Genomic DNA, 25815 nt, shown 5'->3' with positions numbered 1-25815 from the left:
TTAAAGAAGAAACTCGAGTGACTTAAGTCACTCGAGTCGCTTATATCTCAGTCCTAAAGGGACTGAGTTTTACGCTTACCGAGTGTTTCTATAAGAATTTATTAAGGTTTAGTGTTGGCGATCGCCCAAAATTGACAATTGGGCATTTTTACAGCAGTTTTCATTTATTTCAACCACATCTATGGTAGGGGCACAGCAATGGTGTGCCCCTACAGCGTGCGTGGTCTATTTACCTGAAAATAGCTGTAAGAAGCAAAAAAGAGAAGCCAGGGTTTGGTCTAATCAACTAAAAAAGGCGGTAATGAATCCAAATTTCACTTTAGATAGTTTAATTAGCTTTGCCATTACCATTATCGTGAAAATTTAACAAGTGATCGTCATTGACCCAAATTGCTTGTTGAGGGACAGAAATAGAAATTCCTGCTTCGTCTAGAGCAACTTTCAGGCGGCGGCGAAGTTCTCGTGCTACGTCCCATTGTTTGAGGGGCTGAGTTTTAATCCAAACACGAATTATCAAACCGCGATCGCCAAATTGATCTATTCCTAAAACTTGCGGCGCTTCCAAAATTTGAGGCTGCCATTGCATTTCTTGATTCATCTTCTCGGCAACAGTTTCAATCAACTTCAAAGCCTGTTCTGTATCGGCTTGGTAGGCGATGGGGATTGTTAAATCGGCTCGTGACCAACGACTAGAAAGATTGGCAACAACTTTAATTTCACCATTGGGAATCGTGATCAAGCGCCCTTCGGAATCGCGCACTTGGGTCATCCGCAGATTCAGATTTTCTACTAAGCCTCCCACGTCTCCCACGGTAATCACATCGCCTAAAGCGTACTGGTCTTCTAGAATGATCAAAAAACCGTTAATTGCATCTTTAATTAAGTTTTGCGAGGCCAGAGATAATGCAACACCAACTAAACTGGCACCCGCTAGCAAGGGAACGATATCTATCCCCAAGGATACCAACGCTAGTAAGAAGCCTACTCCTACCCAGATACCAGTAGCAATACTTTTAGTCACACCAGAAAATGTGGAAACTCGCAGTTGCAGCCGTTCAGAACTTTCTGGGGTTAGGAAAGCACCACTGCTGATCAGGGTGCTGGTGAAGCGCTCAATTAGGGCGTAGGTCAAACGGATCGCTACATAGGTTCCCAATAACACGACCCCTAATCGCAAAGGAAATTGGGCAGCAGTGATAATTCCTACCTGAAACCCTCGTGTATAGGGAAATAGACCCAAAATAAAGAAACTTCCACCTCCCCAAATTCCGGCTTGAGTTAGCTGAAATAATCGTCTTTTGACTTCTTGGAGATGCTGCTTTTGCTGTTGATTCAGTTGTGTTGCAATTGGTTGAGCTGCTGCTACTGCTGTTGAAATTGGGGAGTTTAGGGGACTTATTGGGGGTTGGGAGGCAATGGGGTATAGTAAATCATTTTTGGAACGCTGCTCCCAGCCATATACCCCCCAACTTATAACAATTATTGCAAGTCCGATGCCGACAGCAATTTTACCTTGGGCGATTAAAAATTGAGTTTGTCTTTCTTGCTTTGCTTGTTGCAAGTCTTCTTCTAAGGATTCAGCCACTTGATTGGCCGATGTGGATATATCTACCTGTCGCAGTCCAGCATCTTCAGAAGTGACGGTCATCAGATATTGACCGTTGACATAAATTACTGGTAATTCGTTTACTTTCCGAACTTCTACCTTGACTGCTGTTTTTGCTGGTGACTGAAAGTAATTTTGACCGATTTTCTGCAACTTCTTTTGAATATCTTCTGAACGCTCAGGAAAGTTGGCTTTTGATGCCGCGATCTGAAATAACCGACGACCATCTAAATAAATCCAGCCCGAAACAACTCGATTATTTGAATCATTACTCACACTGCTGGGAGCTTGCAGTTGCGGTAAAAAAGGAATCTGGGCTGTGGCTTTTGGCACAGATACAACGGCTATGGCCATTGAACTAGCGATGCCTACGGCGGGCAAAGCCAACGCCAAAAATTGAAAGCGCACTCAAACACCTCCTTGATTAAAATCAACTAATGACTACTTCTCTAACCATCCTCCACAATTAGTTTGGGTAGATGTACCTATCTAAAGTTGAGGTTTTCCCTTTAGATGATAAAAAGCCGATGTTTTTTTGGTTATCTTCTATCTTTAGAGAGATGACAATATACTTAAAATATGAAGGTAAGGTTTATCAGAGTCTTACTCTTACTAAAGGTAAAACAAAAAATCAGAACCTGGGGATGAAGTTGACATTCCGCCGATCAAACGTCAAGCTAGTTTTGAGGGCTATTAACTAGTAATTTGCTTTCTTTCAAGCAAAAATTGCCAGTAGTAGAATAACCTAGTATGGTGCGTAAATTTTACGTAGCTTTTTTAACTTTTTGAGGTAACTTTTGATGACCGCAACTTCTCCCCGATTAAAGCACGAGGTTAAAGACCTCGGCCTAGCAGCCTTGGGAAGACAGCGTATTGAATGGGCTGGACGCGAAATGCCAGTTTTGCGGCAGATCCGCGATCGCTTTGCTATCGAGAAACCCTTTGCTGGTTTACGCCTTGTAGCTTGCGCCCATATTACGACAGAAACAGCACATTTGGCGATCGCTTTGAAAGCTGGTGGTGCAGATGCGCTTTTAATTGCTAGTAATCCCTTATCAACCCAAGATGACGTAGCCGCTAGCCTCGTCCTCGATCATGAAATTCCCGTCTTTGCTCAAAAAGGCGAAGATAACGCAACTTATAACCGCCACGTCCAAATAGCTTTAGATCATCGCCCCAACATCATTGTTGATGATGGTAGCGATGTGGTTGCAACTTTGATACAAGAACGCCAACACCAAATCGCTGATTTGATTGGTAGCACCGAAGAAACCACCACTGGTATCGTGCGGCTACGCGCCATGTTTAGAGATGGCGTTCTCACCTTCCCCGCAGTCAACGTCAACGACGCCGACACCAAGCACTTCTTTGATAATCGCTATGGTACTGGGCAATCAACCCTAGATGGCATTATTCGCGCCACAAATATTTTGTTGGCTGGTAAAAACATTGTCGTCGTCGGTTATGGCTGGTGTGGTAAAGGTACAGCCCTCCGCGCCCGTGGCATGGGTGCTAATGTCATCGTTACCGAAATCGACCCCATCAAGGCAATTGAAGCCGTAATGGATGGCTTCCGTGTCCTGCCAATGGCTGAAGCTGCATCCCAAGGTGATATATTTATCACTGTGACTGGTAACAAGCATGTCGTTCGTGGTGAACACTTCGATGTGATGAAAGATGGTGCGATCGTTTGTAACTCTGGTCACTTTGACTTGGAACTTGATTTGAAATACTTGGCTGCACAAGCTAAGGAAATCAAAGAAGTTCGTCCTTTCACCGAAGAGTATAAGTTGAAGAATGGTAAATCAGTTGTCGTTCTCGGACAAGGACGCTTGATTAACCTAGCTGCGGCTGAAGGACACCCTAGCGCAGTTATGGATATGAGTTTTGCGAACCAAGCTTTGGCTTGTGAATACCTGGTGAAGAATAAAGGTAAGTTGCAACCAGGTTTGCACTCAATTCCTGTTGAAGTTGATCAAGAAATTGCTCGGTTGAAGTTGGAGGCTATTGGTATTAAGATTGATAGCTTGACTGCCGATCAAATTGAGTACATCAATTCTTGGACAAGTGGAACTTGATACATTGATTAGTTAATTTTTTGAGGGGATAGGCTTTTAGGCTTATCCCTTTTTTTATGTTTACGCGCAGAGACGCAAAGAGTGCAAAGTAAAAATCCTATAAGTGTGATTTATTTAAGCTTTGTTCCAGTAAATCTAATGCGTTTAACTGCCGATATTTTCCTTTAGATTTATCTTTTCTTCGTTTATTTCTAAACTCGCAGTCCGAAACGTTTCCTTTGTGCTTTCCTTTCCTAGAATTAATAGGTCTATATATCCACTCATCTTGTCTTATTTCTAGTAACCCAGCAAAACAAAACCATGATAAAAATCTACTACGGTAGTCCTTTGGATCTCTAGTAGTACTTACATAACTATTCTTTAATAAAATTTTATCAAAATCATCATAATGAAAACATTGATCAGGCTGATATTCTCTATAAATTTCTTGAATTAATACATGAGATTCTAAATAATCAGCAAAAATTTCAGCAATTTCATAATCATTCAACTTATTAATATTATTAGGTATTTTTACTAAACCTGAGTTTTGCTGAGTTTCCAGAGGGAAAAATTTTTGTAAATCCTGAATAGCATTCTCAATTGTACTTTTACCATCTTTATATTTCAAATTTAAGTTTTTAGCAGCTTCTAGTTTAGTTAAATTACTATTCAGTAGTTTAAAGATTTTTAATGTTGTTACTATGCTTGTTCTAGGGGTAAAACTTATAATTAATAACGGTAGTTTATTGTTTACAATATATTCACGAAATATATCAGCGTAAATTTTATAATTACTTCCTGTAGCAATAATTGGATGATCTTCTAACAACTTATGAATTACATCAGAACCATATTTATCTATCACTTCTTGTTGTGAAACAGGAGAGGATTCAGCAATATATTTTAAACAATCATAATAGATATTGCCAAGCTTTTTTATCTCATCTATATCTCTCTCAAATATTTTTTTGATATCAATGTTATTAATTATTTGCTTAGATTTAAAATCTACAGATTTCAAAGTCTCTTTATGTATTTCACCACAAATTTTCTTTAATAACCAAGGCATATTTTGACAATTATCTAATAGCCACCTTTTAATACCAGAATCTAATTTTTTAATATGAGTATTATTGATCAAAAAATTCTCAAATTTATTTAATGCTTCTGCTGTATCTTTTTCTGAAAAAATAAAATTATTTAAGTCTATTGTTGTACTAATACGTTTTATTTGATACCAAAATTCAGATTGAGGGCTTTTAGCTGGTAGATAAATATCTGCACGCCAAGAAAAACCAAAAACGATATTTTCTTGAATATAATTAATTTCATTGGCAACTTCCAGAAAGTCATCATAAATGGATATCCATGAATTCTTAGTTAAAATCTCTTCAAATTGGTCAAAAAATATAATTATTACTTTTCTTTCTTCTCTTAACTTACGTGTTAATAATTGAATAGAATCACTTTCAAAAAAAGGATATTCTAAACTATCTAGCTTTATTTTATAATTCGTAATCTTAATAAATTCATGATCTATAGCTTCTTGTAATGTTGTTTGAATAACATTCGCTAGAAAAAACTTTGCTTTATCATCTCTAACACTGGTAACATCAACGTCACGGATATAAAATTCATATTTATATTCTTCTTGACTAGATTCCTCTATTAATTTAACTAATAACGAGGATTTACCTAGACCTGTATTACCAGTTAAACACACTATTCTTGAATCAGTTTTTTTATCTCCTACATCTTTTATAAATTCCCAAAATATCTCTTTTGGTTTTACACGCCCAAAAAAATCTTCTGGACTACAAGGTAAATGATAATCAACAAACTTATCTGCTTTGCATATTCTTGGTATAACGACTTTCTTCAATTCATGTTCTCTTGGAATATTTAATGCTTGATAAATGATCGAGTTTTGATTATTCTCATTAACGAATTTTAAATTATATTTTTGATATATATTAAATTTATCAAAATAACTCTTCCAATAATCTTCAGAATAATTCCGAGTTAATTTAGTTGGGAAAATAAAAGCATGGCTATTCTCTATATCTGTATCTATTTGTTCTACAACCCAAATAAACTCTTCTTCGTATGTTACTAAAAACGTAATCCTACTAACTCCTATATTTCCTAATATACCTAAGTCAGGCTTTTGGATATTATACGCACTTTCAAATTTTTTAATAAGGTCTTTACCAGCCCATACAGTTAATTTATTATTATGTTTATTATTGAAATTCGTTGCGAAGGTTTGACTTTCACCTTCTAATTCAGACGCAGATAATAGAAATCCACGACTAAAATCATAAGTTGACAGTATTGATATTATCTTTCCTACTTCATCAGAACCAATTTTATCTTTATGAAATTTACATTCGACCAAGTATTTTTCATTAGTGTCTTCATCTTCTAATGCGATATCAATTTGTACTCCTGGCAACCTTACATTGGTAGTGACTTTCAATCCTCGGTTTGTAAACAAACGAGCGGCGACAGCTTCAAAAAAATCACCCTTTTCTTTTTTAGTTAATGTATCAGGTATTAGCATTTTAAACATTAAATTTAAATCTTCAAAATTTATATTCATTGTTGTATGTATCCTTAATATCAGATATTGTTTTATAGATTATGCTTGTATGTCAATAATAGCACCAGTCTCATATAATTTCTGCCTACACAGGTAAAAGCCGCCTGCGCGGGTTTCAAAATCTTGTTTTATTAGCCCAAGTTTGCATATCGTTCCGAAGGATCTATGTCGTTAACGGTATTTAATGAGCCTGAACATTAAAAGCTGCTATTAAATCTAGAAGAGTAATTGCTCTAATTTAAAACTCTCAAATTGATATACTATAAATATTCCTACATACACATCTTATGTTAACCGTAACAATTGATGAAATCCAGCGAAATCTAACTAGCTATCTTCAACAAGTAGCAGCAGGGGAAAGTATTATTATCATGCAAGCAGGTAAACCTATTGCAGAAATTAAACCAGTTTCAGCCACCTCTCAACAAATTAGACCTTATGGCTTATGTGTTGGGGAGTTCATTGTTCCAGATGATTTTGATAGTCCCTTACCTGAAGAGATTTTGAATAGTTTTGAAGGAAAATGAAACTATTGTTAGATACCCATATTTTCTTATGGTTTATTAGTGGTGATCCAAAATTACCAATTAATTTACAAAATAGCATTCGTGATTTAAACAACGACGTATATTTAAGTTGCGTTTCAGTTTGGGAAGCAACTGTTAAATATCAGTTAGGTAAATTACCATTACCGGAATCACCTGAAATCTATCTTCCCAAGCACCGTCAGCAGCATCTAATCAGTAGTCTCAACCTAGATGAAGAAAGTGTTGCTCAACTCTTGAATTTACCATTATTACATCGTGATCCCTTTGATAGGATGTTAATTTGTCAAGCTTTACAACATAATTTAACAATTTTAACTGTAGACCCGGCAATTCGTTCCTACTCGGTCAGTGTTTTATATTAAGGTAATAATTGCTCAAAATCTGGAATAGAATAACCTTTCCATTTTAAAAGTGCATAAGAGTATGCTTTTTTCAACATTAAATAATCAGCATTCGCTCGGAGCGATACCTGCGGCGGACTACGCCTACGCAAGGGCAATTCATGAATTGCCCCTACCTGAAAACAAGGGTTTCGGCTATTGTTTGCTTAAGTCCTGTTCGCTTTTCGCTGTCCGGCTGAAGACTCGATAGTATAGTGACGTACTAGTTTCTTTTAAGGGAAACAGCAGATAGGTGAGAGGATTTATTGCCACAATAATATTTCGGAAGTCGCGCCGTGCCCAAAATAAGATAACACGAGCAACTTGCTGTGCAGACATCACACCATAGGGATTCAGTTGACTCTTAAAGGGGCCAAGAATTAATTTGCGAATTACACAATCCCCATCCAAACGCTTGAGGGTAACAATATCTCCTAGCGCTCTTTTGCTGAGTTCATAAAGCGGACTCAGTGCTGGAGAAACCTCAGCCTCAGAAGTGTTTACCCAGATTTCCTTGGTTGCTTTTGCTTGTGGGCCTGTTACAGTTGTCAAAAATATATCCATCAACCGCAATGCTGAAAAGGTATTCACTTCATAAGAAGAGTTGATAGCCTCCGATGTGCGGCTGGCGTACACATTGATTCCGTGGTTGATAATTAAAATATCTACTTTCTCTAAACTATTTCTCAGTTCAGCTTCATTACCCAACTGCCAGGGAACCACCTTCACCCCAACTTGCTCTACTAATTTTTCTGGATTAGTGGTTAATGCCACAACTTTAGCATTATTCTTGACAAGTTCAGCCGCTAATGCTTGTCCCAACGCTCCTGATGCTCCAGTTAAAGCGATGGTTTTCCCCTTGAGAGACAGTCCTGTACCCAGAATTTTATCCACGAGGGGAAAGACACCACTGTAGTAAGCGTTGACATCATCAAAATGATGCCGCCAATGGTAAGACCGATTCACCCACCAAATGGATGGTATTGTCTCTAAAGGTCCGGGTAGGTGGTTGTAATCTGTATCAATTTTTCCCTGGAAATACCGCACAGATGCACCATACAAGAAGGTGCAAGCATAAGCTACTCCCAACCATAATCCCATTTGTGGGACAATTAAAGCAACGACTACCAATACCACCAGCAGTAGACTCGACTCTAAAATGTCGTGATAGAGTTGGGATTCTTGATAAGTTTTCAGGGAGACTATCGATAAATCGCGGCGATAGGCTATGTGGTGCTTGTTGTGCCATTTTGCAAGCCAATTGACTTGGTGACACAAAGCATGGTAACTGTCTCTCAACACCTCGGCGAGTAAAAGTGAGAAGAGTGCCCAACTAGCAAACTGTAAACCGGCATTTAGCCAAACCCAATTAATTTGTAATCCTGCCTCAATTCCCATCATGTTTTCAGCTAACATTTTTATCATGTTTGTCTATACTCGTTTTTCTTAATCATTCTTCATGATAAAGGTGCGCTAAGGTCGAATCTAAGGCAATTAAAATCAAAATGGGGAATGGGGGATTATGCATCATGTAATAAACTCTTCTGACTTTATTTGTGTGTATAGTGCAAAAATTGTTTGAGAACAAATGGCATAGCCTAAGTAACAAGTTGATTTGACGAAGGCGATCGCTGTTTGTGGTTAAGTCAAAATAAATCTTTTGACTCAGACATTCAAGCGATGCCTAGGTTGGTAAACTACGCCCTCAACTGGAATTTAAGCTGCACAAAAAATCGGGGCAGGTTCTAAACCCGCCCCGACATCTGATATACTGCGCCCAACGGCTGTTGCTACAGGCTTTAAACTATCAACTAAATGCACCATATCTTCTAAAGAGAGTGCTTGACGGGCATCAGAAACAGATTTTTCTGGTTCTGGGTGACATTCAATAATTAATCCATCTGCACCGCAAGCGATCGCAGCCCTAGCTACGGGTGCTACCAACTCCCGTTTACCTACAGCATGGGAAGGATCTACAATCACAGGCAGGTGAGTTATTTGCTTAAGTGCTGCCACTGCTGCTAAATCTAAGACATTGCGGGTGTAATCATCGAAACTGCGGATACCGCGTTCGCACAACACCACATCAGGATTGCCGTGGCTGAGGATATATTCAGCAGCCATGACGAATTCTTCAATTGTCGCTGCCAAACCACGTTTGAGCAGTATTGGTTTACCAGCTTGTCCTAAAGCTTTGAGCAAATCAAAATTCTGCATATTGCGGCTACCAACTTGAAGCATGTCAGCGTGGGCGGCGACTACTTCAATTTGGGAAATTGACATCACCTCAGTCACAACTGGCATATTGTAATGCGATCGCACTCTTGCCAAAATCTCTAATCCTGACTCTCCCAGACCTTGGAAGGCGTAGGGAGATGTGCGGGGTTTGTAGACACCGCCACGCAAGCCCTGCACCGATGCAGTGCATAGCTTTTGGGCGACTATCTCCATTTGTTCTAAGCTTTCAACGGTGCAGGGACCGCCGATAATTACCAGTTCTTCGCCCCCGAAAGCGACTTTTTCTGAAAGTTTAACAATTGTCTGGTGATTTGGATGAAATTGTGCAGCAAGTTTGGCATTAATCATGGTTTCATTTTCCTTACAGTAAAAAAAAGCCCGGAACCTTTGAAGAGTTCCGGGCGCGTTCTGATTCATCGGCATGACGCTATTTACCCGGAACTTACTCTGAGCCAAAAGTAAAAGCGATAAAACCAGTTAATGAAATAAGTCATGACGATGAAATTCTCCTTAAAACAACAAAAACCGCAGAGTTGACTCTGCGGTTCACCGGGCGGTTTCCATTAGAAAACCCAATTCACTCCCGGTGAACTACCCTAAACCAAAAATAAAAGTAGGAATTTGTGTTAAGCATTTGTGCGGCTTTTGCTGGAAAAATCAAAACCTATATCTAAGTAAGGTAACACTAACAGGAAGATTAGGCGGTGTCAAGACCCCACAAACCATAAAAAAGCGATAGACTCAGTAAAACTGTGGGGATCAAGAATAGTAAAGCTTTGCGAAATTCAAAATCATGCCCGGTTCTTAAGTTAGAAAAGTTTACAGATATTGTTGTGTCATGACTAATAGGTAGTGTAAATGATCAAAATTCCGAATATGGCCATTCTTGAAATCAGGGTAATCAGAAAGAACTCTAAGCGGTGGCTTCCGTAGTCCTCATAGACCAGATTAACTTTTTAGGATCATCAGTTCATTATGCCCAGTTCCAAAATCTTAGCCCAATCTTTCGACTATTATGGAGCTTACCCCTGCCCAGTCTGTCGAATAGGCAAGATTTCTCACATGCCATTGATGGAAGCTATGGCTTGTGACTTTTGCCAAGAGATTTTTACAGTCAACTTAGAACTACAGCAAATCAAGATGCCTTCTAGACAACCACCCTTAACTTGGCGCTGGAATGGGTTTAGTTGGACAGAAGGGCAATTGGAAGGAGTGGAATTGGGTTGGGGCTATGGACTAGCAGCAGCTGTTTTTGTAATTCTTCCCACGACTCTAATTGGCATAGTAGCTTACTATTTTCCTGCTAATCTCAAGGAACCCATTACCTGGATGCCTTATATTTGGACGATATTAACCTTATTATCACATTTATCAATTATTGTTTGGATTTTTATTGAAGTTTATCAGATTCCAGTTGCAGCATATTTGAGAGCGATCGCTCGATGGAGAAATGGAGAAATGGGAAGATGAGCAGGGGAGTGACAAAAGATGCAGCGAATAGATGGCTTCATCACTGATAATTAAGTTGATTGTCCACCAAAATATCGTATGAGCGATCTGGAGCGGTACTATAGAGTTTTAGAATTAGAGCCTGGGGCAACACTTGAGGAAGTGAACCAGGCTTACAAAGATTTAGTCTTTGTTTGGCATCCCGATCGCATTCCTAAAGACAATCTCCGTTTACAGCAGAAAGCACAAGACAAGCTGAAAGCCATAAATGAAGCTCGTGAAAAATTGCGCTCTCTAAAAACCAAATCTCAAACCACACACAACTCACCGCCACCTCAACAAGAAAAACCATCTCAAACAACCCACCAACAACCAAGGCAAAACTCAGACTTGAGCGGCAAAGACTACAGTCGGGCGAATTTGAGCAATAAAGACTTATCTGGCAGAAATTTGAGTTATGCCAATTTGAGTGGTGCTAATCTCAGCGATACTTTTATGCACAAAGTCAACCTCAGAGGGGCAAATTTATCTGAAGCAAATTTATTTCGGGCAAACCTACTTTTAGCGGATCTCAGGGAGGCGAATTTACGCGCGGCTAATTTGATTGGAGCCGATCTCAGTGGGGCTGACTTGCGAGGAGCCGACTTAACGGGAGCGCGGATTCGCTCTGGTGAGCGCCTTCTGGTTAAACTAGTTGGTACTAACTTAGCAGGGGCAATTATGCCTGATGGGTCAGTTTATCAATAACTTTATCTTATTCCCAGTCTCCAACTATTGGTGACAAATTCAGAAAAAGGTAAGTTTGTCAACAGGTACATCAAGTACAAAAACCAAGACAAATTCAAGAGTCGGAAACTGTTTTTCCACACATTTTATTTGTTAACACTTCTCCCAAAAATCGAGATTTGGGAGTTGTTAAATATCAATCTAAATCTCAACAATGATACATTTTGGACTTATTTCCACACACCTTTTTACATTTTGGCGTAGAGGTAAGGGACTTCCAAATAAAAAATATCCAACTATTTCTTGTGGGGTGGGCGTCTCGCCCGCCCATGATTAGGGGCGCTGATGTTGCCCACCCCACAAAATTGAATAATTTATTTCTTGGAAATCCCTAATGTCTCAAAGCATTGTTGCTTATAGCAGATTTCAGGTAAATGAAGTACATATATAAAACCCAAAACCTTGTAGAGACGTAGCAGTGCTACGTCTCTACCTGTATTCGATTAGAGCGCAATCTGCTTACCAACTTTCACGTTAAGTTGACACCAATGAGCAAGGCTGTGTTCAGACAACATCTTTCAAATAAATCAAAACTGCTGTCAAACATCAAAATTTATTTGCCACTATAGAAAAAGGCAATTTCTTTCTCTTTTAGGGGTGCGAAATCAGCATCTACAAGTAATTGGTCGAGTTCTGCCTGGGGAATGTGCTTTGCGCCAATTCGGACAATGCGCGATCGCATGGTATTAGATACGCCACTGCGCTGTCTATTGCCTTCTAGCGCCATGACTTTACCATAAAGATCAAGCTTGGCAGGGGGAATGGGAGAACCATCAAAATCAATTCCCTGTGCGATCGCTTCATCAATCGCATCAGCACCGGTGGTAGTTTGATTCCCTGGATTAGTTTCGGTAGGCATGGTAATTTTCTCTTCTTCGCTATGGTGTAGATTTTACCAGCCTTGCTGACACCAAAGTTAAAACCGTCCCTCTCTGACTCGGAGATAAACTTTAACTAAAGTTCAAGGCAGGGAGAGGTTTGTCGAACGTTAGACTAGGGAACTCCAAGAAATAAATTATCTAATATTGTGGGGTGGGCATCCTGCCCGCCCAGTCCATAGGGCTCTCGTGTCGCCCACTCCACAAGAGTTAATTGGATATTTTTTTATTGGGAAAGTGAAGGTTCAAAACCTCGCCCCTTGTGGGCGAAACAGTCCTTGTATCTGAAGGTAGGTAAAAACCCCACCCCGAAGTGTCTGTCTTGATTTTGAAGTAATGAGTAATAAGTAATAAGTAATGGGTATTACTCATTACTCATTACTTATTACTTATTACTCTTTTTATTTGTCAGTCCCCTAATCACGAGCTTGGCGCGTCACCAAACCCCCAACAAAAGCCCCTAAGATAGTACCTGTCCATAGTCCTGTGGTGCTACCTTGCCATATTGCTCCTGGTGTCATCCAAGCGTTGCACATCTCCTTTAAACCCCAAGGTTGGCTTTGGCACTTTTGGCTATGGAGCATTATGGTAATTTGCCCACTGGTGTAAGCACCAAAAAAACCTGATGACAACGCCAAAAAAGTACAAATTAAAATTCTATTTTTTGTCATTAGTCATTAGTTATTAGTCATTTCTCCTCATTCCCATACCCCATGCCCCATGCCCAATGCCCAATCAACCTGTATTTCTCATCCCAGCAGCAATCCCATTAATAGTTAACAATGCTCCTCGCAGTAACTCGCCTTTGCTGTAACGAGAATGAATTACGCCAGATGTAGCACTAATATTTTGGGATTGCCGTAGGCGCTTGAGTAGTGAAACTTGGATAAATCCCAAGGGGACAATTGTGCCATTGCGTAACTGCACAGATCGTTGCAATACAGGATCACCATCTAATAGTCGATTGTGATCGGTGATTTTTAACACCAAATCCCTTGTGAGATAGAACTCGCTGGCAATTTGGTCAAAAACTTTGGCAAAACGAAGTTTATCTTCTGGTTTTGACAATTCCTGCACATAGTGCTGTGCCATTTGCATATCGACTTTTGCCAAGGTCATTTCGGCCTTAGAAATCACCATCTTGAAAAATGGCCACTTAACGTAAAAGTAGCGCAGTAATTTCAAATGTTCTTCTGGTTCTTCGTTTAAGAATTCTTGTAGAGCTGTGCCAACGCCATACCAGGAAGGAAGCAAAATCCGGGTTTGTGTCCAGCTAAATACCCAAGGAATAGCTCGCAAACTGCTTAAATCTTTCTTACCAGATGGACGGCGGGCGGGACGGGAACTAATTTGCAACTGGCTAATTTCTTCAATGGGAGTTACTTCGTGGAAGAAGTCAACAAAATCAGGCTGTTCATAGATTAGGGCACGATAATGTTGACGCGATCGCGCGGCTAATTCTTCCATAATCTCATTCCAGGGTTCAATATCATCAAACCCTGTTCGCAGCAAACTAGCTTGAATTACAGCAGTGGTGATGGTTTCCATGTGGTATAATGCCAAGTCCAACAAGGAGTATTTGGAAGCCAAAACTTCTCCTTGTTCGGTAATCTTGATTCGCCCATTGATACTATGACCCGGTTGAGCCAAAATCGCTTCGTAAGCAGGACCACCACCCCGCCCCACAGAACCGCCGCGTCCGTGGAAAATCCGCAAACTTATATCATAGTTTTCGGCTATTTGTTGCAGTGATTTTTGGGCTTTATGAATTTCCCAGTTGCTACTTAAAAAACCAGAGTCTTTGTTGCTGTCAGAATACCCCAGCATTACTTCTTGTAAGTTCGGGGGGAGGGGGGAGGAGTCAGGGGAGCAGGGGAGTAGCACTTCGGCTACGCTCAGTGACCGAGGGGCAGGGGAGGCAGGGGAGGCAGGGGAGGATGAATTTTCATTGGTATCCTCTGCTTTTGTTTGTTGGTAGCCACCTGCTAACAAAGCGCGATATAACGGGAGTTCAAATAGTTTCCGCATGACGCTTCGGGAGCGTTGTAAGTCTTCTACTGTCTCAAATAGGGGGACTACTTGAATGGTTCCCACAGCTATGGCGGGGTCAAAAAGTCTGGCTTCTTTAGCTAACAGCAATACTTCTAGCACGTCGCTGACGTCGCGGCACATGCTGATAATGTAAGTTTGGCAGATGTTGAGACCAAATTCTTGTTGCAGCGATCGCACGATGCGAAAAGTCTCAATGACATCGTTGGTTTTTTCGGAAAATGGCAATTCTCCCGGAATTAATGGCCGCCGGGTTTGTAGTTCTCCGGTGAGCCAAGCGACTCTTTGCTCTTCAGAGAGTTCGTTGTAAGGTTGAGGTAATATTTGCAGGTATTCCAGGATCTCGTTGAGTGCATCGGCGTGGCGCGATGATTCTTGACGAATATCTAGCTGTGTCAAGTTAAAGCCAAAAATTTCTACCTGACAGATCAGATTTTCTAATTCTCGACAGCTTAAACCTGTTTCTGTCAAGTTGCGCTGAATCATCCGCAGTTCTGCTAAAAAATCGTCTCCCGAAAGATACAGGGGACTATCTTGATTTGTTGGCGTTTCTCGATTGTACAAAGCTAGATTGCGATCGCGAGTATTTTCCAGCCGTTTCAGCACATAAGCCAGTTTCAGTCGATAGGGTTCTTGTCGATAACGCAGTGCCAATGCGTCATATACCTCACTCAACTGGGATTGATCCAATTCTAGAGATTCCAGTAAATCTGGTAAGACATCGCTCCAGTGCATCGACACACTCAACAATTCAATCAGATTTTTCACTGACTGAATATATCTCCCTAGCACCATTTTGCGCTGATAGCAAGCCGTTTTCCAGGTGATTTCCGGTGTGACTGATGGGTTCCCATCTCTATCTGAGCCTACCCAGGAGCCAAAAGAGCAAAAGTTTTTACTTGGTGGCTCTAGCCAAGGAAAGGTATTGGATAGAGTGTGTTTGAAACGCTTATAAAGTTGGGGAATGCCATCAAATAAAACTTCTTGGAAGTAGTGCAGGGCATAATCTACTTCATCTAGCACCGTGGGTTTGAACTGGTGAAGTTCGTCTGTGCGCCACCACAGGCGAATTTCTTCGAGCAATTGTTCCCGCACATCTGCTGCTTCCCAAGGATATGCCCCTGGTGTCGCCCCAGAATGGTTTTCCAAAGCATCTAGCTTTTGCAAAAGCTGCACCACCTGTCGCTGCTTATCCCGGATGGTATGACGAACAATTTCCGTCGGGTGCGCTGTGAAAACTAGACGCACATCCAGATGTGCAATTAGACGTTGAATTTGCTGGGGTGGTACATTCAGTTTGAATAAATAGGGAAACAAGGCAGCGAAAGTACCTTTTGGTTTGACTGGCGCTTTTTCTACATAATTCTTTCTGAGGAAGTCTGCTGCGATTCCCTTGCTAACAGGTGCGTCATCTTCTCTTTGATTGGAGGAATAGTTGACATTGGCTGGTGTTTGCGGCTCTACTTCCTCTGTTTCTGCTTCATAGCGGCTCAACTGCTGCCGTTGTTCGTATTCCTGCTCTATGATGTTAATCAACTGAAAATACAGAGCGAAAGCCCGAGCCGCGCGAATTGCTTCGTTGATATTTAGTTGTTCAATTAATTTGACGGCTGAGGATGCTTGGTCATTTGTTGCTTGTCCTTCTGGGGAACATAAATCGCGCAACTGCCGCAACAAATCTACCATATTTTGACCACATTCTTGCCGGAGAACTGACTCCCACAATTCTTCCACTACCTGGAGACGATGGCGCAAAAATAATTCCGACACCGGGTATATATCCGCAGTTTGAGACGAAGAGTATAAAAGGGAACCCATATTCTCTATTCTTGTAAAGCTAATTACTGTTTACGGTTCTAGGTTTTGCACTTAATGCTCACTGGGTTGTTCCTGAGCAAATAATTATTTGGTGTATATCTTCTCATCTTGATTGATTTCGTGTTCATCTGGGAAATCTAGGTTGGGTAGGCGATCGCCTCGAAATAATTCTTCACTGGCTTCTCCTATGGCTTCTAGCGCTCTTGCTGTAGTTTTTCCGCTAATCAGCAGCAGTAATATAGACGCTGTACCTATTTGTAAAAGGAACGACGGGGGAATGGTAAATAAATCCAGATTGGATGCGGGTTTAGGTGAAGACTGTTGGTTGGTAGGAGGCATTGCTAATTTTTGGTTATGGGAATTATGAGTAAAAAGGAGTTAGGAGTTAGAAGTCAAGAGTTAGGAGTTAAGATGACTCCAACGATCAAGGCATGGGGTTTAAATGAGATAAACATATTGTCTGTTTCGCTCATCAGGGGCGTTAGCACATGGGAAAGCGAGTCTGGTCTTAAAAAACAAGTCATCAGCCAGTGATATAGAATTATTCTGATTCCTGACTCTTAACTTCTAACTCCTAACTCCTAACTTCTGAATTTTGACTCCCTATTAGTAAAATAAACGCAAAACTCAACATTAGTCAGACTTGCAACCTGTACAAGACTATCTTGGCCGATTTTGTGAGCTACGAAGGTAACAAAATTGTTAAAAAAAACCGTCAGAGTGTGATAGACAGATGGTTCTAGTTTACAAGTGCAGGCACTATCCCCCAACAATCGCTTCCTGTAAATTTAACTTCCCATGAAAACAGTATTACCAGATCGCCAGCAATCCTTAGTGCAATGGGTAAGCCAAGCAACAGGGATCAACAGTTTCGGGGTGAAAGTCCAGTTGCGGGGAAATGATCTTCATATTCTTTGTGAAGGTACGGAATGTCCGCAGCGTTGGCGTACTTTGTCTGACTTGCTGCAAGCACTACAGCAAACAAACTTAGATGTCCTCACAAACAGCGAACAAACCTCAATATATCAAGTATTTGTCTATGGCCGAAGAAAAGGGGAACAGCGCCCCAATTGGTGTCATCGGGTTCACTTGAATCAAATAGATCAGCATCTGGATCAGGTGCAGCAAGCGCTGCTAGCAGACTCAGAAAAATCAAACCAACCGGGTGGGGCGCTAATTGTCTCTAACGAAAGTTTGGCACGCCAAGGCAACCCAGAGGCGATCGCTAGATATCTCAGCGAAACTCTGAGTACATTAGGTGTATCGGTACAAGCAAAGATTAAGCTACATCAGCCAAAGAATTCTGAGCCAGAAGAAAATCGCCTGTGGATATTTTGCCAATCGAGCTATAGTCCTGATGCATCATTGCTTGCTGAACCCATAGCCCAAAAGTTGCGTTATCTCAAGCTTGCTGGCTACCAAGATGCCGTAATTGTTTCTCAGGTGAGGGGAGAAACTGCCCCTGATTGGTTGCTGCGGGTGGATTTGACACCACCAGAGGTAATGCTGAAGGAGTGGGCGCGTTGGGGAGATGTCCAAGCGATCGCGCGATTATTAACTGAGGTATTGTTAGGGTTAAAAGTTGCTGTCCAAGTTTCTCTGAAAGAATCAACGCTACATATCTTTTGCACCCCAGCTTTTGATCACTTAGGAACTGCCCCAATTCCAGATAAGGGAGTGTGTTTAGAGGCAATTTTACCCCAGCTAGAAGCGATCGCACCTCAAGGCATTCTCGCCGCCACCGTCTACGGACAAAAAGCAGGTGATAAACAACCAACTTGGATTGATTGGGTAGCTTTACCCGCAGCCAAGCATCCCGCTTTTGCCACTTCACCCCTAGATTTGGCCAATACTGGCGATGAACCAGCGATCGTATTTTTACTGGAACGCTTACTCAATCCTGACTTGGATTGGCGGCTATTAACAGGGGGAATTCGCGTACTGCTCCTCCTCAAAAATGATTTATTGCACATTATGTGTGATGCACCTGTTTGTCCAGCGCGTCAACAAGTAGCAAGTAAAATTACGCAGTTTATCCGCCAGTTAAAAATTCCCGGTATTATGGGAGTACGTGTCTACGGTCGCCGCGCTGGGAATAAAGAACCTTTTTGGCATTATGGCCTTGATATTGAGCAGCGCCAACGTTTAGTGCCACAAGCAACCCCAGAATTTGCTGCTACTTCTATATACATTAACGATTTAGTAACCCCTGAGACTAGTGAGCCAATTTTGCGCCCAGACTTAACCACAGAAGAAGTTCAAAATTTTGTAACCGAAGTAGCGCGAGATTGGATGGCAACGGCGAGTTCAACAGCGAAAAAATTCCTGTTGAAAAGCCAGCTATTTACTGAAAGCAACCAGCCAGCAGAACATAACCAAGATGTTCAAGGAATTAAGATTGCCCTAGTTTGGGGAACACTAGGATTATTGCTTACCCTCCAAACTGATTGGGTATTGGGTCGAATTATTGCACTTAATACGCCAAGTTCACTAAAAGTTGCTAGTGTCACCATCCCATCATCTTCTGGGCACAAGGCATCTTTGACATCTGGGAAAAATCAGAGTGAGAAAACGACATTTTTTCCCAGCACTTCTAAGACAAAATCGCCTCCAAATCAGAGTTCTGTATTTAACGCTTCGGAATTTACCCAAAGTGATAATACTCCCACAGATAATTTAGCAGCCGCACCACTGAAGGAAAAAGCCACCGCAACAGCTATTCTTTTAGCAGCGCGATCGCAGATACCAAGTTTCAATGTCAGGCAGTTAGACGAGCAACTAGCACTGTATAAACAGCGTTTAGCTAGAACTGGTAGTCCGCCAGATGTGTTAATTATCGGCTCCTCCCGCGCTCTCAGAGGAGTAGATCCAGCAGCCCTTTCTAAAGCTTTAGCGACTCAGGGCTATCCAAATCTAGACGTGTTTAACTTTGGGATCAACGGTGCTACCGCACAAGTTGTAGACTTTGTGATTCGCCACGTACTCGAACCATCAGAACTACCCAAAATAATTATCTGGGGAGATGGGGCCCGTGCTTTCAACGGTGGACGCGAGGATATTACCTTTAAATCCATCGCTGCATCAGCTGGTTATAAACAAGCATTCCAAAAAACACCAACAACTACAAGTAGCAATGATTTGCCAGAAAATCCGGTGAATTCAGGAGCAAAAAAGACAACCGAAGAAAAACCGGAGATCAGTACTTATGAAGCTATCAACCAGTCGTTAAATCAGGCTCTAGCATCTGTTTCTGCTAGCTATCAAAACCGCGATCAAATTAAAAGTTTACTGCAAAAACAACTTTTGAAACTTGGACACAATCAGACAGTTGCATCAGAAAAACAGCTAACAGACGGTGCTTCAGATGAGAGTACTTCCCAGCAAGCAGTTGACTTTGATGGCTTTCTACCTTTGTCTATTCGCTTCAATCCCACCAGATACTATCAAAAACATTCTAGAGTTCCGGGAAATTACGACAATGATTATAAATCTTTCCAAGTAGAAGGACAGCAAGATGCTGCACTTCTTGAAGTGCTTCAGTTTACTCAGTCTCAAAAAATTTCCTTAGTGTTTGTCAATATGCCTCTGACGGCAGATTATTTAGATCCAGTGCGTAGACAATATGAGCAACAATTTCAGCAATATATGTTGCATTTGGCTACTAATCCCAACTTTATTTATCGTGATTTGAGCCAACAGTGGATAAAAACAAATGACTTCTTTTCTGATCCTAGTCACCTCAACCGCTTTGGCGCATACGAAGTCTCGAAAAAGCTGGCTATCGATCCGATGATTCCTTGGCCAGTGAAGTAGGGACTGGGGACTGGGGACTGGGGACTGGGGACTGGGGAGATGAGGAGAATAACCAATGCCCAATACTTCGACTCCGCTCAGTACAAGTGCTCAATGCCCAATAACTAATGACTAATAACAAATGATTAAAAAATGAACTTTATATCAATTTTCTATGGGCTGTTCTTATTGAGTGTTTTAGGAATTTACTGGTCTTTAGCACAACAGAAATTGCGATTATGGACGCTGCTAATTGCTAGTTTGGTTTTCTACGCATCTTTGCAAACCCAGTACATACCATTAGTATTAGCATTGACGTTTATTAATTTCCGTGTGGGACTGGAGATTGGAAAAAACACATCACCAGGAAAACATTCTCTTGACTGGCAAATTTCTAATGAAGAGTGGCAATTTGCCCAAGGTGATTGGAATCGTCGTCGTCTAAAACTTTTGTGGCTGGGCATAACTCTAAATGTTTTACTGTTATTAGTTTTTAAGTATTTTACCCCTTTATTTAAGTTTGTTTTTCATGTACAAACAAACTCACCAGATAGCTCTTTTAAGTTGATTGCACCCTTGGGAATTTCCTTTTTCACCTTTGAATGCATTGCTTATTTAATAGATGTCTATCGTGGTGCCCCTGCTACCGATCAGTTTCTCAAGTTTGCCACATACAAATTATTCTTCCCCAAACTTATTTCAGGCCCGATTACGCGCTACCACAACTTAGCAAATCAATTCAATACACTAGAATTACCCAGTAGCGATCGAGTAGCTGAGGCGCTGTGGTTGATTGCTAGGGGCGCAGTCAAAAAAGGTATTTTTGCAGATCACCTGGGAATTTTTGTCGATTTATGTTTTGGTAATTTGCAACGGGCGGGTAGTACCGATCTCTGGTTAGCTACATTTGCCTACGGCTTGCAGTTATATCTAGATTTCAACGGCTATGTAGACATTGCCCGTGGTAGTGCTTTGCTTTTCGGCTTGGTTCTACCTGAGAATTTCGACTTTCCTTATTTCAGCACCAATATTGGAGAATTTTGGCGGCGCTGGCATATCACTCTAGGAGATTGGCTGCGTAACTATGTCTACTTTCCTTTGGGTGGTTCCCGTCGGGGTTTAGTCCGTACCTGCTGGAATTTATTTTTTATCATGTTAATCGCTGGTATCTGGCACGGTGCTGCTTTGGGTTATGTAGTTTGGGGTATATTTCACGGATTAGCTTTGGTGGTTCATCGACTTACAGATGCTTTTAGCGATCGCGTTGAAAATCTAGAACAATTCTGGCAAAATCCTCTGGGTATCTTTGTCGCTTGGTTCTTAACCCAACTGATGGTTTTTACCTCTTGGATTTGGTTTCGTCTACCTAATCTCCAAGACTCTTCTTTGGTATTTCGGCATCTTTGGGGTTATCCGGCTGACGCCCAGTTTGCCCAAAAGGTCTATGTGGAAGCCTTAAATATGAGCCAATCCCAACTAACTTGGGTACTTCTAGCGATCGCTGCACTTATGGCTGTAGTCTATGCTTTCAACCGAATCCTGAAGTTAGAGTTTAACTGGCCTCTGAAGCTAGTCTTCGTCCCCATCTGTTTCTACGCTGTTTGGTTATTAGCTCCTGAAGGTAGTTTGCCCTACATCTACTTTGATTTTTAAAGTCAACTTGAATTTGCAAATCAAAGTCGGATACTTGCTCTAGCCCTTGTCCACGCGTAATATTGATCATTTTCTTTGATTTGTATCTATTCCCTTATCCCTTATCTGCTTAGGGGTTGTAGTGGTAGTTACCTCCAACTCATCGTACTTTTTAACTTTGTAGATCAAAGTCGAGAGTAACCAACTTAATACAAAGATGCCAATGATCAAGTAGCCAATTGTGCCAAAATTATCACTTAGTTCACTAATAAAATCCCAAAACGAACCTTTCAGTTCTAACTGATCGCCAATGATGCTCAGAGCTTCAATCCCGCCAATGATTACAGCGACCAGTACAGAAACAAAGGTAATGGTCATATTGTAGTAGAGCTTGCGGATTGGTTTGACGTAAGCCCAGCCATAAGCACCAAGCATTAAAATCCCGTCAGTAGTGTCAACTAGAGACATACCTGCTGTGAACAAAGCTGGGAACAATAAGATCGACCAAATCGGTAGACCTTTAGCCGCCTGACTTGCAGAGATCCCAAGCAATCCTACCTCAGTCGCGGTGTCGAAGCCTAAACCGAAAAGAAACCCCAAAGGGTACATTTTCCAGCTACTATCGATCAGCCGAAACAAGGGACGGAAGAAGCGACCTAATAGCCCACGTTGGTTTAAAAATTCATCTAAGGACTGATCATCGTAGGTTCCTCCCCGCTTGACGCTTTGGAAGGTTTTATAGACATCCCAGAGAACCACCATATTAATTGCTGCAATTGCCAGTAGGAAAAGTGCAGAAACACTAGTACCAATTAACCCACCAACCTTTTGAAAGTTAGGAAAGTCCTTTTGGATGGTTGCGGCGGTCAAAGCGATCGCAATAGAGGCTAAAACTACAATGGTGGAATGACCCAGTGAGAAAAAGAACCCAACAGCAACAGGTCGTTTGTTCTCCTGCATCAATTTACGAGTAACATTGTCAATGGCTGCAATATGATCGGCATCCACAGCATGACGTAGACCAAAGCTATAAGCTAATACGGCAGTGCCAAGTAGAAGAGGGTAGCTGTGGAATGCAATGAGCGCAACTACCCAAACCAAAATATTCACGCTAATCAGGAATGCATAAATATTGATAACTTTACGTCTAACGTTTCTGGAACTATCGTTGAAAACACGCGAAAAACCTGATAACATGGATTCCCTCTTTAAAGATAGATTTTTGTTTGGTGAAAACGAATCGGACTGTATTAGCAGCGAAAAACTGAGCCTAACTATTTCCTGTAGACTCGTAAAGATTATTTAAGAGATGTAACTTTTTAATAAAACCTATTAAGATAAAAACTGCAATCCTCTAGGGGGGCATTTTAAGATTTGATCAAGACTTAAAATTTTTCCCCCGGGCTGATTGTAAAGAAGTGTGAAGGGAACTATTACAGTACGGCAGAAATCTACTTACCATCTCAATTAGCCAGACAATTGATTAAGCCCCTTCTGAAAGCTAGGCAAACTTCCGCCACAGTGTAGTGCTTTATCAAGTTAGTTTTGAGGGTTTGTAGTAAGCACTAAAGTGCTTAGTAAATAAGGGCTAAAGTCCTGACTACGAACTTGCTTACCTATAAATTTAAACTTGACATACTACATAGTAGGCGATCGCATCATTGAAAGTAATAGCTAGCTTGGTGTTGAAGTGGCTTATAAAGCTTCAATTTACTACTTTTATTATTATTTCCTAGTAGGAAAACTTTATAGTTCTATCAGCTTGTTAAAAAATTCTGTTACAGAATATTAAGTCACACATCGCATCCAAGTAAATGTCATCTAGACTATATTTCAACAGGCAAAATTAATCCGCTTGTTCCATTTTTAACAACACACCATATAGCACTTATAAAACCATGACCACAACCTTACAACGGCGCTCTGGCGCTAACGTATGGGATCGCTTTTGCGAGTGGATCACCAGCACCGAAAACCGGATATACATCGGTTGGTTCGGCGTTTTGATGATTCCTACCCTGCTAGCTGCAACCACCTGCTTCGTAATTGCCTTCATCGCTGCTCCTCCTGTGGACATCGATGGTATCCGCGAACCAGTTGCAGGTTCTTTGATCTACGGAAACAACATCATCTCTGGTGCAGTTGTTCCTTCTTCAAACGCTATCGGCTTGCACTTCTACCCAATCTGGGAAGCTGCTTCTCTTGATGAGTGGTTGTACAATGGCGGTCCTTACCAGTTAGTAGTTTTCCACTTCTTGATTGGTTGCGCTTGCTACCTGGGTCGTCAGTGGGAACTTTCTTACCGCTTAGGTATGCGTCCTTGGATCTGCGTAGCTTATAGCGCACCTTTGGCTTCTGCTTGTGCAGTATTCTTGATCTACCCAATCGGTCAAGGTTCTTTCTCTGATGGTATGCCTTTGGGTATCTCTGGAACCTTCAACTTCATGATTGTGTTCCAAGCCGAACATAATATCTTGATGCACCCCTTCCACATGTTAGGTGTGGCTGGTGTATTCGGGGGTTCATTGTTCTCAGCAATGCACGGTTCTCTAGTAACTTCTTCCTTGGTGCGTGAAACCACCGAAACCGAATCATTAAACTACGGTTACAAGTTCGGACAAGAAGAAGAAACCTACAACATCGTTGCAGCCCACGGCTACTTTGGTCGTTTAATTTTCCAATACGCATCCTTTCAAAACAGCCGTCAATTGCACTTCTTGCTCGCAGCTTGGCCTGTCGTCGGTATCTGGTTCACCGCTTTGGGTATCAGCACAATGGCGTTCAACTTGAACGGTTTCAACTTCAACCAATCAATCATTGACTCCCAAGGTCGCGTCATCAGCACCTGGGCAGACGTAATCAACCGCGCTAACTTGGGTATGGAAGTAATGCACGAGCGTAACGCTCACAACTTCCCCCTCGATTTGGCTGCTGGTGAAGTTACACCTGTAGCAATGACTGCTCCTGCTATCAACGGTTAATACTGAAGTTTAGCTAAATAAAAAGCGCCCTCCAGAAATGGGGGGCGTTTTTTCGTGAGAATTTTCAGTATGTGAGCGTGTTGATCGCTTATGGTGAACTACCCCAACCTAAGACGGACGGGGCTTCCCTATTCATCGGGAATAGCCTCCAGGACTTGATATTTATTTTTGAGTGGTGCAAAAAATCAATACCAGATGCAATCCTTACCCTACTAAGAGTTGAGGGTGGGACTTCCGCGATATGTTAAATTCAAATTACAACTCCTGCGGATGAGGAATCAGGTAATGGCGGCTTCTGTGGAACATGGCTTAAATAATAGCGCTTCCATCCCTCCTTTAGAAAGTGGCGATCGCTTAACCCGCCACGAATTCGAGCGTCGTTATACAGCAATGCCCAATAAAAAAGCAGAATTAATTGAAGGAGTAGTCTACGTGGCATCACCTCTGCGTTTTAGAAGTCATGGTTTACCTCATGGAAACTTAATTATCTGGTTAGGGAATTACAAAGTTTCGACTCCAAGCGTAGAACTAGGCGACAATGCTACCGTGCGCTTAGATTTAGACAATGAACCACAGCCTGATGTTTTGCTGTTGATAGAAAAACCAGCCAGGGGACAGGCACAAATCAGTGAAGATGATTACATAGAAGGCGCACCGGAATTAGTAGCAGAAGTAGCAGCCAGTAGTGCATCGATTGATTTGTACGACAAAAAACGTGCCTACCGTCGCAACGGAGTACAGGAATACATCGTCTGGCAAACTTTAGAGAATAAACTCGACTGGTTTTGTTTGCAAAATGGTGAATATTTGCCACTCGTCGCAGATGTAGATGGTGTAATTAAAAGTAGAATATTTCCAGGTTTGTGGTTAGCTGTCACCTCACTCATTACAAGAGACATGACGACAGTTTTAGCGGTGCTGCAACAAGGGTTAAATTCAAAAGAACACACGGAGTTTATTCAGGGTTAAACTTAGTAAGGCTTAATACAAGTAATT

At 41.4% G+C, this 25815-nt stretch carries 18 protein-coding genes; 9 read left to right on the top strand and 9 right to left on the bottom strand.

Going from position 1 to position 25815, the window contains the following annotated elements; genetic code table 11:
* Positions 1-328 precede the first annotated feature (328 nt).
* Positions 329-2014, bottom strand: a complete 1686-nt coding sequence (locus V7K50_RS06700) for a mechanosensitive ion channel family protein (protein ID WP_442944554.1) — start codon at positions 2012-2014, stop codon at positions 329-331.
* A gap of 392 nt (positions 2015-2406) precedes the next feature.
* Here V7K50_RS06700 and ahcY point away from each other — a divergent pair, with 392 nt between their 5' ends.
* On the top strand, positions 2407-3684 hold the full coding sequence (gene ahcY / locus V7K50_RS06695; RefSeq protein WP_334958359.1) for an adenosylhomocysteinase: 1278 nt from the start codon (positions 2407-2409) through the stop codon (positions 3682-3684).
* A 97-nt stretch (positions 3685-3781) separates the two neighbouring features.
* Here ahcY and V7K50_RS06690 read toward each other — a convergent pair whose 3' ends face one another.
* Complete coding sequence (locus V7K50_RS06690) at positions 3782-6268, bottom strand: restriction endonuclease (protein ID WP_334958357.1); 2487 nt, start codon at positions 6266-6268, stop codon at positions 3782-3784.
* Positions 6269-6555: 287 nt separating this feature from the next.
* On the opposite strand from V7K50_RS06690, the gene V7K50_RS06685 reads away from it, so the two are divergent.
* Together V7K50_RS06685 and V7K50_RS06680 are read left to right on the top strand one after the other, a co-directional pair.
* Positions 6556-6795 (top strand): type II toxin-antitoxin system Phd/YefM family antitoxin, encoded by a 240-nt coding sequence (locus V7K50_RS06685; RefSeq protein ID WP_334958355.1) that lies wholly within the window; start codon positions 6556-6558, stop codon positions 6793-6795.
* Entirely contained in the window at positions 6792-7178 is a 387-nt protein-coding gene (locus V7K50_RS06680) for a type II toxin-antitoxin system VapC family toxin (RefSeq protein ID WP_334958353.1), read from the top strand. The genes V7K50_RS06685 and V7K50_RS06680 overlap by 4 nt, the downstream gene beginning before the upstream one ends.
* Positions 7179-7352: 174 nt before the next feature.
* Here the strand turns inward: V7K50_RS06680 and V7K50_RS06675 are convergent, their stop codons facing one another.
* Both V7K50_RS06675 and aroF read right to left on the bottom strand, forming a co-directional pair.
* The gene (locus tag V7K50_RS06675; protein ID WP_334958351.1) at positions 7353-8621 is read right to left on the bottom strand and encodes a bifunctional sterol desaturase/short chain dehydrogenase; all 1269 of its coding nucleotides are present in this window, start codon (positions 8619-8621) and stop codon (positions 7353-7355) included.
* A gap of 291 nt (positions 8622-8912) precedes the next feature.
* Entirely contained in the window at positions 8913-9782 is an 870-nt protein-coding gene (gene aroF / locus V7K50_RS06670; RefSeq protein WP_334958349.1) for a 3-deoxy-7-phosphoheptulonate synthase, read from the bottom strand.
* A 627-nt stretch (positions 9783-10409) separates the two neighbouring features.
* Here aroF and V7K50_RS06665 point away from each other — a divergent pair.
* Both V7K50_RS06665 and V7K50_RS06660 read left to right on the top strand, forming a co-directional pair.
* Complete coding sequence (locus V7K50_RS06665; protein WP_334801393.1) at positions 10410-10904, top strand: hypothetical protein; 495 nt, start codon at positions 10410-10412, stop codon at positions 10902-10904.
* A 78-nt stretch (positions 10905-10982) separates the two neighbouring features.
* Positions 10983-11630 (top strand): pentapeptide repeat-containing protein, encoded by a 648-nt coding sequence (locus V7K50_RS06660; RefSeq protein ID WP_334958347.1) that lies wholly within the window; start codon positions 10983-10985, stop codon positions 11628-11630.
* Positions 11631-12222: 592 nt separating this feature from the next.
* On the opposite strand, the gene V7K50_RS06655 is transcribed toward V7K50_RS06660, so the two are convergent.
* From V7K50_RS06655 to V7K50_RS06640, 4 genes are all read right to left on the bottom strand, one after another.
* Positions 12223-12528: a small RNA NsiR4-regulated ssr1528 family protein gene (locus V7K50_RS06655; protein WP_334801395.1), complete on the bottom strand. Its 306-nt coding sequence runs from the start codon at positions 12526-12528 to the stop codon at positions 12223-12225.
* Between the two features lie 435 nt (positions 12529-12963).
* On the bottom strand, positions 12964-13218 hold the full coding sequence (locus V7K50_RS06650; protein ID WP_334958345.1) for a hypothetical protein: 255 nt from the start codon (positions 13216-13218) through the stop codon (positions 12964-12966).
* Between the two features lie 64 nt (positions 13219-13282).
* Positions 13283-16414, bottom strand: a complete 3132-nt coding sequence (locus tag V7K50_RS06645; RefSeq protein WP_334958343.1) for a phosphoenolpyruvate carboxylase — start codon at positions 16412-16414, stop codon at positions 13283-13285.
* 84 nt (positions 16415-16498) lie between these two features.
* On the bottom strand, positions 16499-16753 hold the full coding sequence (locus tag V7K50_RS06640; RefSeq protein ID WP_334958342.1) for a hypothetical protein: 255 nt from the start codon (positions 16751-16753) through the stop codon (positions 16499-16501).
* A gap of 459 nt (positions 16754-17212) precedes the next feature.
* Here V7K50_RS06640 and V7K50_RS06635 point away from each other — a divergent pair, with 459 nt between their 5' ends.
* Both V7K50_RS06635 and V7K50_RS06630 read left to right on the top strand, forming a co-directional pair.
* Positions 17213-20227, top strand: coding sequence for a DUF1574 domain-containing protein (locus V7K50_RS06635; RefSeq protein ID WP_334958340.1), 3015 nt, complete (start codon positions 17213-17215; stop codon positions 20225-20227).
* Positions 20228-20359: 132 nt separating this feature from the next.
* Complete coding sequence (locus tag V7K50_RS06630; RefSeq protein WP_334958338.1) at positions 20360-21859, top strand: MBOAT family O-acyltransferase; 1500 nt, start codon at positions 20360-20362, stop codon at positions 21857-21859.
* Between the two features lie 66 nt (positions 21860-21925).
* On the opposite strand, the gene V7K50_RS06625 is transcribed toward V7K50_RS06630, so the two are convergent.
* Positions 21926-23035: a HoxN/HupN/NixA family nickel/cobalt transporter gene (locus tag V7K50_RS06625; protein ID WP_334958336.1), complete on the bottom strand. Its 1110-nt coding sequence runs from the start codon at positions 23033-23035 to the stop codon at positions 21926-21928.
* 701 nt (positions 23036-23736) lie between these two features.
* Between V7K50_RS06625 and psbA the strand changes: the two genes are divergently transcribed.
* Positions 23737-24819 carry a photosystem II q(b) protein gene (gene psbA, locus V7K50_RS06620; RefSeq protein WP_334958334.1) on the top strand — a complete coding sequence of 361 codons (1083 nt, stop codon included), beginning with the start codon at positions 23737-23739 and terminating at the stop codon, positions 24817-24819.
* Positions 24820-25104: 285 nt separating this feature from the next.
* The gene (locus V7K50_RS06615) at positions 25105-25788 is read left to right on the top strand and encodes a Uma2 family endonuclease (protein WP_334958388.1); all 684 of its coding nucleotides are present in this window, start codon (positions 25105-25107) and stop codon (positions 25786-25788) included.
* Positions 25789-25815: the final 27 nt, after the last annotated feature.

The sequence above is a fragment of the Nostoc sp. genome (genome assembly GCF_036917135.1).
In the GTDB taxonomy this organism is placed as follows: Bacteria; Cyanobacteriota; Cyanobacteriia; order Cyanobacteriales; family Nostocaceae; genus Nostoc.
The sequence above is the reverse complement of the archived record's forward strand: the minus strand, read 5'-3'. Positions and strand labels throughout refer to the sequence as shown.